We start from the raw sequence: 8,909 nt of genomic DNA, 5'->3' as shown, positions 1-8,909 counted from the left end.
TGGTGGGTACACGTAGCCACTTGTATCCATTATCGCCTATGAAGCTCCCAACTGTCCCAAAAGGGTGTCGAGATGCCGACAGGTGCTGGAGACCTTGCGTTACGGTATCTACAGACCTACCCCAAACCCCACCAACTGCGGTGGGGCGCCGTTATTGTTCCAATAACTGAAGTAAAACTCATGGCACCAGCACGCGCAGGTTCGTTCAATGCGAATTTTTCACCTGAGACGCTCGAGAGCTTTAAAAGCTTATGCCGTGATCAGTCGCGTCAATACACAAAAGTTTTAGAAAGATTGGCTGAATTGTATTTAGGCTCTCAAGGAAGCATTCTTGATACCCCGGAAGAGAATTTAATAGGTACTCAAACCAGTTCGCCAGAAGTTGACAACTTGGCAAAGTCAGTCGAGCAGTTGGAGACGGCTACAGCTATCTATAGAGAAGATTTTGAAGAAATTGTTTCCCAGCTTAAAAGTATTGAAGCTAGAATAAAGAAACTCGAAGGCAATATTGTCAAATAAGCACGCCGATACGTCACTAATAAAAAAATATAGAGCTTTTTATGGTTAGCTCAGTAAATACCAGCACCAACATATAGCTCATGAGAGTCAAAATACAAGTCCAATCTTTCTAATTACACTGCTAATTCTATTATTTCCAGCTTCGGCACCTCAATCTAACAACGCAACAATTTCCTCCACAAACAACTGTAAAACCCTGGCACATTCCTATCCCCGGCCAGAGCACAACTTACAATATTAACCACTCAACTCCAATAAATTAATTAATTTATACTTCAGCAATACCCAAGTCTGAGTCCTGTATGCCTTAAAGCTGCAAGTACGTCTAATCCCAATGCTGATTTGTGCTTTAAGCAGCCACACAATAAGCGAAAAGGGGTGAAACCTATTCCTGTCGATGGTCATCTTCTGCACAAGGACGGAGTTGCTACCCAGAAGGCCACCGCATAAACACTGGTCTTCGCTGTGCTCGGATAGCCACCCGCCAACAGCAAAGCTCATCTCCAGCAACTGTTTGCTCATTTGAGACCAATTTCCCCTAACGATGAACAAACCATCGAATTAGACAAAGACCCTGATCAGCTCCACGTTGAATACAACCTCCGAATCTCCAAACAACTCTCCTCAGCAAAGCATCTCGAAAAACCACAATCGGCGAGGAACTCTCCGTCAGCTCAAAAATCCCAGATTCTGAAAAACCCTTGTTGAACGATCAAATTCGCGCTGCATCAAGGAGAAGGGGAGTCCATCTGGGGCCATAACGGAGCCAAGCGTGCCGCCCCAGGCGCTTCCACCCGATAGGTGCCCGGAATGGTCGTATCGGCCTGCAGCACCCGACCATTCCACAGCAGCTGATCAGCCTTATCCAGTGGAGGTGTAACCACCACTTGCACAGGGGCCAGCAGCTGCAACGTCGCCGTGCCGGCCTGCAGCTGCAGTTGCAGCCGATCACCGCCACCACTGGACAATTGCAATTGCCGCGGCTGCGTCAATTGCAGGGTGAGCACTCCAGGACGTGACAAGGGCGGGCCACCGGCGGCGTTCAACCAGTCCAGAGGCTGCCGTTGCCGGGCCTGATCCAGCGGCCGCAGGGCTTTCAGCTGGGAATCACCACCGGGAAGGACGGCGGTCTGATCCAGGCCACGCAGGTCAGCGCGAACCGGCTCAAGGCTCTGGCTGTTGCGCAGGGCAAGGTTCTGCTGCTGACGGTTGATCATCAGCACACTCAGGCCGATCAACAGCGCATAAACCACACTGCCCTGCCAGGTGGTGAATACATCGATGCTGCCGAGCGTGAAGCGTCGCTGCGACAAGTTCAACTGACGCTGTCGGTCCACAGCAGGGGGAAGAACCGGCTCCAGCACCCCCGGCATCAGCGCCAACCGCCGCTCAAGCTGCGGCAGCATCGAAGCCAGGTAGGCACGCTCCGGTAAGCGATCGGACCAGCCGCGCTCAAGGGCCTCAATCACGGGCGTGGTGATCCTGGTTTCATGGGCCAGCTCCCGCAGGGTCAGGCCCTCAGCTTCCCGGTGTTGCTTCATCATCTGGCCGAGTTCCCGCAGCTGCTCATCTCTGGAGAGCTGATCTGGAACTGTCTCCTGGGAACGGGAGCGACGCCGCCAGGGGCGCAGAAACGTCAGGCGCATGAACCGTGCTGAGAGGCGCGGGGTTCGCCCCGATCAAGCATTGGCGTCCATTCTCCCCTGCTCAGCCGCCGCCAACGACCTTCCGGCAACGCCCCAAGGCGCAAACCGGCAATGGCCACTCGCTGCAAGTCAACAACCGGATGGCCTAGCAGCTCGGCAACACGACGAATCTGACGGTTACGACCCTCCAGCAAAACCACCTCAAGCAGCGTGCGGTCGGAGCGACGCTGCAGCACCCGAACCTCGGCGGATCGGGTGCGTGTGCCATCCAGCGTGACCCCTTGCCGCCAGCGCTGCAGGCTGGTATCAAGCGGGGTCCCCTCCACCCAGACCCTATAGGTCTTGGCATGGTCATAGCGGGGGTGAGTCAACCGCAACGTCAGATCGCCATAGTCCGTCAGCAGCAGGGCGCCGCGGCTGTCGGCATCCAAACGACCGACGGGGTGGAGTCCCTGGCGCAGCTGCTGCGGCAACAGATCCAGAACGGTGGACCGCCCGCGGGGGTCGCGGCAGGTGCTGATCACGCCAGCTGGTTTGTTGATCAGCAGCACGGTGGGCTCCCCGCGGAAACTCAACGGCCTGCCATCCACATGGATGAGCTGGCTTTCAGGGTCCGCCTGATCACCAAGGCTTGAGATGCGGCCATCCACCTTGACCCGACCGGCATCGATCCAATCTTCAGCGGTCCTCCGCGAGCACAGGCCAGCGGCGGCGATCAGTTTCTGCAACCGCTGCCGGGTCACGCGCTCAAACTCTTAGGCAGCACCAATTCCATGCAGGTGCCGCCATTGGGATGGTTGCGCGCTTCGATGCGACCACCGTGATTCACCGCAATCTGCTGCACGATGGCCAACCCGAGGCCGCTGCCGCTGCGAGCTGAACGGGCCCGGGATGGATCGCCTCGGTAAAAGCGCTGAAACATGCCGCCGAGGTCGGAGTCGCTCAATCCAGGACCATGGTCACGGATGCTGAGCAACCACCAGCCTCCACTGGGAACGATGGAGACATCCACGCTGGAACCGTTTGGGGAATACCGCAGGGCGTTGTCCAGCAAATTGAGCACCGCCCGGTGCAGTCGCCGCTGATCACCCATCATTGGCCCTGTTTCACTTCGATCCAGATCCATCGTCACCTCGCGTTCCTCCGCCAAGGGACGGATGCTGGCCCAGGCACTGTCCACAAGATCCTCCAGGGTGATGGCGGTGTAACTGCTGCTCTCCTGGGGCAGGCTGTTCTCCAGGCGAGACAGCTCCAGCAGGTCCTCCACCATCAGCTGCAGCCGCCGCAACTCCCGCTGCAGGCGCTGCACCAGCACGGTGTCCGTGCCGTCCACGGCCATCTCAAGCCTGTCGCTGACCAACATCAGGGCCGTCAGCGGTGTCTTGAGCTCATGTGCCACATCGCTGACCCAGCGCTCCTGCTGCTGTTGCTGTGCCTCCAGTGACTGACGGCTCTGAATCAGCACCAGAAGCCATTCATCGGATCCCGGCAGCACGAAAGCTTCCAGGGGCTCCCCCAACTGCTCCCACTCGCTGCGTTGAGGGCGTTGCTGATAGCGGGTGCTGATGATCGCCTCCTCGAGCTGAGGAATCGACAGCACCTGATCCATCGGCATGCCACGCACAAGAAGGTTCCTGGAAATGTGCAGCAACCGCTCGGCCCGGGCGTTGATGTAAGCGATGGACAGATCCGGCGACAGGATCAACCAGCCCTGAGTCGCGGCATCAATCCAGGCCAACAGTTGTGGTGCGTTGAGCACTCCCGGAGGGAAACCAGGACAGTCCTCGTCTTCAGCAATCCGCGCCCGCCGCAGCCGTCGACGCTGGATGACCGACATGGTCGCAGCGCCCGCGCCGAACCCGATCAGAAAAGAAAGAAGCACCTGCTGCTCAGCCGAACCGGTAGCCGAAGCCCCGCACCGTGCGGATCAATTCAGGTGAAGAGGGTTGCTCCTCGATCTTCTCCCGCAGCCAGCGGATGTGAACATCCACGGTTTTCGTGTCGCCGACGAAATCGATTCCCCAGATCTTCTCCAGCAATTGATCACGACTCCAGACCCGTTTCGGGTGCTGAAGGAAGAGCTCGAGGATCTTGTACTCCTTGGGGGAGAGATTGAGGTCGTTCCCATCACGGGTGACGCGGCACTCGTTGACGTACAGGCAAAGGTTGGCGTGGCTGTAGATCTCGGGAAGAACCGAGGGGTCCTGCTGAGCCCGACGCAGCAGGGCCCGGCAACGGGCCACCAGCTCTCTGAGGCCAAATGGCTTCACCAGATAGTCGTCAGCCCCCACTTCAAGACCAAGCACGCGGTCGGTTTCACTGTCCCGGGCGCTGATCACCAGAATCGGGGTGTTGTTGTTTATGCGCCGCAGCTCACGGCAAAGATCCAACCCCCCCAGGCCGGGCAGCATCAGGTCGAGCACCAGCAGGTCCACCTGCTGAGCGGGCTCACTCGTGAACAGATTCAGAGCTTCAGCCCCGTCACCACAGGTGAGAACGTCATATCCCTCCGCACGAAGAACCTCACCAACCGTTTCACGGATGCTGTCATCGTCCTCGACCACGAGAAGTCTGCTGGTGGCCACAGCGGCGGGCATGGCGATCACGCCTGTTGGTGTCAAGACATCGGCAGTCTGACAATCCAGACGGCCTTGGTCGAGTCATTCACCAAGAACGTCGGGTCAGAAGAACTCGTCGAAGTTGTCGAAGTCAACGGCCTTGAAGTTGCCGCTCTCCACTTGCATCATCAATCGCTCCAGCTGAGCGAAGAGAGCACCACCGGTGAGCAACGACAGCAGCAGGGCCACCAGGAGCGCCGCACCGGCGGCGAAGCCAAAGATCTGCAGGCAGCATCCGATGAACAGGGTGATCCCGATCAGGATGCCGGTGAAGCTGAGGCTGATCTCCGCTGTGGCCAGGGGCAGAAGCGGAAGACGATCCTGCTTCCAGCCATCGAGCTTGTCCTGCACCTGACGGCCAAAGGTCAGCCCGCAAAGCACACCCATCAACAGACCCACTCCAGCCATCAGGTATGGAGGCTGGGGCAACACGGCCATCTGCAACAGCATCTCGAGCTGTTCAGCGGTGATCTCCTCGGGCATCGATGCCTCAGATGGCTAGGAAGGCGCGACCCTAGCGGCAACTGATCAAGCAGCCGCCAGAGGATTGAGGCGTTGCAACAGGCCACCGGCAATCCGGGCTGGACCGAAGGTACGGGCCATCAGTCCCATCAGCGCCCGCACGTCGTCGGTGTGCAACCGGTTATCGCGGATCAGGGTGAGCAGCAGTCGTTTGCGTAGATCGGCACCATCGCGACTGAGCAACAAGCGCAGGCCTGCACCAGCAACGGGCAGCAGTTCTTTTCCAGGTGCAGGTGCGTCCTGACCGATTACAGCAAGAAGGCTTTCCAGCCGATCAAGGGACAGACGCCCGTCCGCATCGAAGATCACATCCAGCAGTTTGTCGCGCATCTCACGGGTGTCCCCTGCCAGCAGACGTCGTGCCACGTAGGGATAGGCGACAGCAATGATGCGGAAGTTCGGATCCAGACGCAGCGCCAGCCCCTCCTGACTGACCACCGCCCGGATGATCAGAGCGAACCGTGCCGGGACCCGGAAGGGATAGTCGAACATCAGCTCTGAAAAGCGATCGGTGATCGCCTTGAAGTTGAACGAGCCGACGGAGTCCCCGAGGCTGCCGCCGAGCACCTCCTCCAGGGCCGGCACGATCGGGGTGAGATCTGCGCTGGGGCTGAGGAAGCCGAGCGACTGAAAATCGTTTGCCAACCCGGCAAAGTCGCGGTTGATCAGATGCACCACGGCTCCGGTGAGGGTGAGCCGATCGCTGTCGCTGATCGAATCCATCATGCCGAAGTCGACGTAGCCGACATGGCCCAGGTCGCCGCTACGTCCCTGCAGGGCGAAGAGGTTGCCGGGATGCGGGTCGGCATGGAAGTAACCGAACTCCAGCAGTTGCTGCAGGCCGCAGATCACCCCGGTGCGAATCAATGCGGCAGGGTCGAGTTGCAGCGCCTGCAGCTCGTCGCTGTCGCGCATCTTGGCGCCGTCGATCCAGGTGGTGGTGAGCACCCGGGTGGAGCTGAGCATCCGCTCCACGCGCGGAACGTAAACCGCGTCGTTGTCAGCAAAGAGGCTGGCGAACCGTTCGGCGTTGTCCGCTTCCTGGACGTAGTCGATCTCTTCAAACAGGCTGCGACCGAACTCATCGATGATGTCGCCGAGACCGAAACCGAGATTGAGCGGCAGCAGCGGAGCCGTGATGACACCCAGCAGACGGATCAGCACCAGATCGCGGCGCAGGATGAAGGTGAGATTGGGGCGCTGCACCTTCACGGCAACCCAGGCATTTCCTTCCAGACGGGCTTTGTAGACCTGTCCAAGGCTGGCGGCCGCGATCGGAGCATCCGGGAAGTCATCGAACAGCTCATGGGCCGGTGCGCCGAGCTCCTGTTCAATGCGCTCCAGTGCCAAGGCATGGGGGAAGGCGGGAAGGTCGTCCTGAAGTCGTGTCAGCTCTTCAAGCCAATCCCGGCGGACGAGATCTGGACGGGTGGAGAGGGCCTGCCCCACCTTGATGAAGCAGGGCCCCAATCCGGTGAGGGTGTTGAGGATGCGGCGGGCCAGCCGTTGCTGCACGGCTGAGTCCGAACTGCCCCCCTGCAGCAGCACCACCAACACGAGGCCCCCCAGGGACCACAACACGTGGATCAGACGGGGAATGGCGATCCATGGGCGCAGCAGCAACCAGCGCAGATCGCGGCCGGGGTCGTATCGCATCGCCAGCGCCCAAAACAGCACCAGACTCTAAGGAGATCCCACTGGATCCCATGGCCCTGCTGCCACTGCTGCATCGAGACGTCGGTCGCCCGCTGTTTCTGCCGGCCCATGGACGGGGCTCAGCCCTCCCTCCGGCGATGCGGCGGTTGCTGCAACGACCCGCCGGCCTCTGGGACCTGCCGGAACTGCCGGCGCTGGGGGGTCCGCTGGAGAACGACGGCGCCGTGGCCGACAGCCAACGTGCTGCAGCGGATGCGATGGGGGTCAACCGCTGTTGGTACGGCGTCAACGGAGCCACAGGATTGCTGCAGGCGGCCCTGCTGGGCATCAGCCGCCCCGGGGAGGCGGTGTTGATGCCGCGCAATGCGCACCGCAGCCTGATTCAGGCCTGCCTGCTTGGCCAGCTCACGCCACTGTTGTTCGATCTTCCCTACCAGCCAGACCGCGGCCACCCCGCTCCCGCTGATGGACCGTGGCTCGAGAGCGTTCTTGCGGCCCTTCCTGCAAAGCATCCACCGATCAGCGCGGCAGTGCTGGTGCATCCCACGTATCAGGGCTATGGGCTTGACCCTGCACCGTTGATCCGAAGCCTGCAGCACCAGGGATGGCCCGTGCTGGTGGATGAGGCCCATGGCAGTCATTTCGCTGCAGACGTGGATCCAGAGCTGCCCCCAAGTGCGCTGCAGGGGGGGGCCGATCTGGTGGTGCATTCCCTGCAGAAATCGGCGACGGGACTGGCGCAGACCGCCGTGCTCTGGCAGCAGGGGGAGCGCGTGGACACCGATGCGCTGCAGCGCAGCCTGGGCTGGCTGCAGACCACCAGCCCCAGTGCACTGCTCCTGGCCTCCTGTGAAGCCGCGCTGCACCACTGGCGCAGCAGCGCTGGACGCCGGCAACTGCGCCAACGACTGATGCAGGCCCGAACACTGCGGGACCAGTTGCGCCGCGATGGCCTGCCGCTGCTGACCACCGACGACCCGCTGCGGCTGGTGCTGCACCCGGGCCGTGCCGGCATCAGCGGCCTGGACGCCGACGACTGGCTTCTGCCACGGGGGCTGGTAGCGGAGCTGCCGGAACCGGCAACACTCACCTTCTGCCTGGGACTTGCCGACCAGCGAGGCCTGCGCCGGAGCTTGCGCCGTGCCTGGCAGCAACTGCTGAACGCCCATCCCGCACGCGCTCCTCAGCCGCCCCTGCTTCCACCCCCACTACCACTGGTGGCGCAACCGGAGGTCCCTCTCGCTGAAGCCTGGCGGGCACCCCGCCGCCTCTGCGTTCTGGAGCAGGCGGAGGGAACGATTGCTGCCGATCTGCTCTGTCCTTACCCCCCCGGCATTCCTCTGCTGGTACCAGGGGAACGGCTGGATGGAGCACGGCTGCACTGGCTGCTGGAGCAACGGCAGCTCTGGGGTGATCAGATCCCAGCACGCCTTGCCGTGCTGAGCGAGATCGCTTGAATCGGTCCAGCCACGGACTTGGCATGCTTCCCCTGGCTCTGATCCTGTTGCTGACGCCTGCTCAGGCCTGGGGCAGCCCCAGCGCAGAGGAGTTCGCTGTTGAGGACGTTCACCACGAGGAGTGGGCCCCGCCCCCCCCCCAACAACCAAGGGCGACGCCTCGGCTGCTGCGGGTGGTGAACGGTGCTGCCAGCTGGTACGGCCCCGGCTTTTATGGCCGCCAGACCGCCAGTGGTGAACGACTGCGCAAAGGCACCTTCACCGCAGCGCACCGGACACTGCCCTTCGGGACCCGGGTGCGCGTCACCAACCTCGACAACAACCGCAGCGTGGTGGTGCGGATCAATGACCGAGGACCGTTCCGGTATCACCGGGTGATCGACCTGGCCCATGGCGCGGCGCGTGAGTTGCGGATGATGCGGGCCGGCGAAATCCCCGTGCGTCTGGAGATTCTCCCCTGAGGCCATTGTTTAGCCTGAACCTGCAGGTCC

General features: G+C 61.1%; 9 protein-coding genes. 3 read left to right on the top strand and 6 right to left on the bottom strand.

Features of this window, described 5'->3' with window-relative positions:
• Positions 1-72: 72 nt before the first annotated feature.
• Positions 73-519, top strand: coding sequence for a hypothetical protein (locus TX72_RS13805; protein ID WP_148228769.1), 447 nt, complete (start codon positions 73-75; stop codon positions 517-519).
• 728 nt (positions 520-1,247) lie between these two features.
• Here TX72_RS13805 and TX72_RS04720 read toward each other — a convergent pair.
• The 6 genes from TX72_RS04720 to TX72_RS04695 all read right to left on the bottom strand — a co-directional run bounded on the left by TX72_RS04720 (position 1,248) and on the right by TX72_RS04695 (position 6,961).
• Positions 1,248-2,165 (bottom strand): helix-turn-helix domain-containing protein, encoded by a 918-nt coding sequence (locus TX72_RS04720; protein ID WP_011127815.1) that lies wholly within the window; start codon positions 2,163-2,165, stop codon positions 1,248-1,250.
• Positions 2,156-2,908: a pseudouridine synthase gene (locus TX72_RS04715; protein WP_011127814.1), complete on the bottom strand. Its 753-nt coding sequence runs from the start codon at positions 2,906-2,908 to the stop codon at positions 2,156-2,158. Before TX72_RS04715 ends, TX72_RS04720 begins: the two co-directional genes overlap by 10 nt.
• Positions 2,905-4,002: a sensor histidine kinase gene (locus tag TX72_RS04710; RefSeq protein WP_011127813.1), complete on the bottom strand. Its 1,098-nt coding sequence runs from the start codon at positions 4,000-4,002 to the stop codon at positions 2,905-2,907. The genes TX72_RS04715 and TX72_RS04710 overlap by 4 nt, the downstream gene beginning before the upstream one ends.
• Positions 4,003-4,054: 52 nt before the next feature.
• Positions 4,055-4,762, bottom strand: coding sequence for a response regulator transcription factor (locus tag TX72_RS04705; protein WP_011127812.1), 708 nt, complete (start codon positions 4,760-4,762; stop codon positions 4,055-4,057).
• An 84-nt stretch (positions 4,763-4,846) separates the two neighbouring features.
• Positions 4,847-5,266 carry a hypothetical protein gene (locus tag TX72_RS04700; RefSeq protein ID WP_011127811.1) on the bottom strand — a complete coding sequence of 140 codons (420 nt, stop codon included), beginning with the start codon at positions 5,264-5,266 and terminating at the stop codon, positions 4,847-4,849.
• 45 nt (positions 5,267-5,311) lie between these two features.
• Positions 5,312-6,961, bottom strand: a complete 1,650-nt coding sequence (locus TX72_RS04695; RefSeq protein ID WP_011127810.1) for an ABC1 kinase family protein — start codon at positions 6,959-6,961, stop codon at positions 5,312-5,314.
• 50 nt (positions 6,962-7,011) lie between these two features.
• Here TX72_RS04695 and TX72_RS04690 point away from each other — a divergent pair, with 50 nt between their 5' ends.
• Positions 7,012-8,418: an Orn/Lys/Arg family decarboxylase gene (locus TX72_RS04690; protein ID WP_011127809.1), complete on the top strand. Its 1,407-nt coding sequence runs from the start codon at positions 7,012-7,014 to the stop codon at positions 8,416-8,418.
• The gene (locus TX72_RS04685) at positions 8,415-8,879 is read left to right on the top strand and encodes a septal ring lytic transglycosylase RlpA family protein (protein WP_011127808.1); all 465 of its coding nucleotides are present in this window, start codon (positions 8,415-8,417) and stop codon (positions 8,877-8,879) included. Before TX72_RS04690 ends, TX72_RS04685 begins: the two co-directional genes overlap by 4 nt.
• Positions 8,880-8,909 lie beyond the last annotated feature (30 nt).

This window comes from Parasynechococcus marenigrum WH 8102 (assembly GCF_000195975.1).
In the GTDB taxonomy this organism is placed as follows: domain Bacteria; phylum Cyanobacteriota; class Cyanobacteriia; order PCC-6307; family Cyanobiaceae; genus Parasynechococcus; species Parasynechococcus marisnigri.
The sequence above is the reverse complement of the archived record's forward strand: the minus strand, read 5'-3'. Positions and strand labels throughout refer to the sequence as shown.

What these genes read in the sequence shown, in the direction of transcription:
- TX72_RS13805 (WP_148228769.1), top strand. Translation starts at nt 73, where the DNA reads ATGCCGACAGGTGCTGGAGACCTTGCGTTACGGTATCTACAGACCTAC.
- TX72_RS04720 (WP_011127815.1), bottom strand. Translation starts at nt 2,165, where the DNA reads ATGCGCCTGACGTTTCTGCGCCCCTGGCGGCGTCGCTCCCGTTCCCAG.
- TX72_RS04710 (WP_011127813.1), bottom strand. Translation starts at nt 4,002, where the DNA reads ATGTCGGTCATCCAGCGTCGACGGCTGCGGCGGGCGCGGATTGCTGAA.
- TX72_RS04705 (WP_011127812.1), bottom strand. Translation starts at nt 4,762, where the DNA reads ATGCCCGCCGCTGTGGCCACCAGCAGACTTCTCGTGGTCGAGGACGAT.
- TX72_RS04700 (WP_011127811.1), bottom strand. Translation starts at nt 5,266, where the DNA reads ATGCCCGAGGAGATCACCGCTGAACAGCTCGAGATGCTGTTGCAGATG.
- TX72_RS04695 (WP_011127810.1), bottom strand. Translation starts at nt 6,961, where the DNA reads ATGCGATACGACCCCGGCCGCGATCTGCGCTGGTTGCTGCTGCGCCCA.
- TX72_RS04690 (WP_011127809.1), top strand. Translation starts at nt 7,012, where the DNA reads ATGGCCCTGCTGCCACTGCTGCATCGAGACGTCGGTCGCCCGCTGTTT.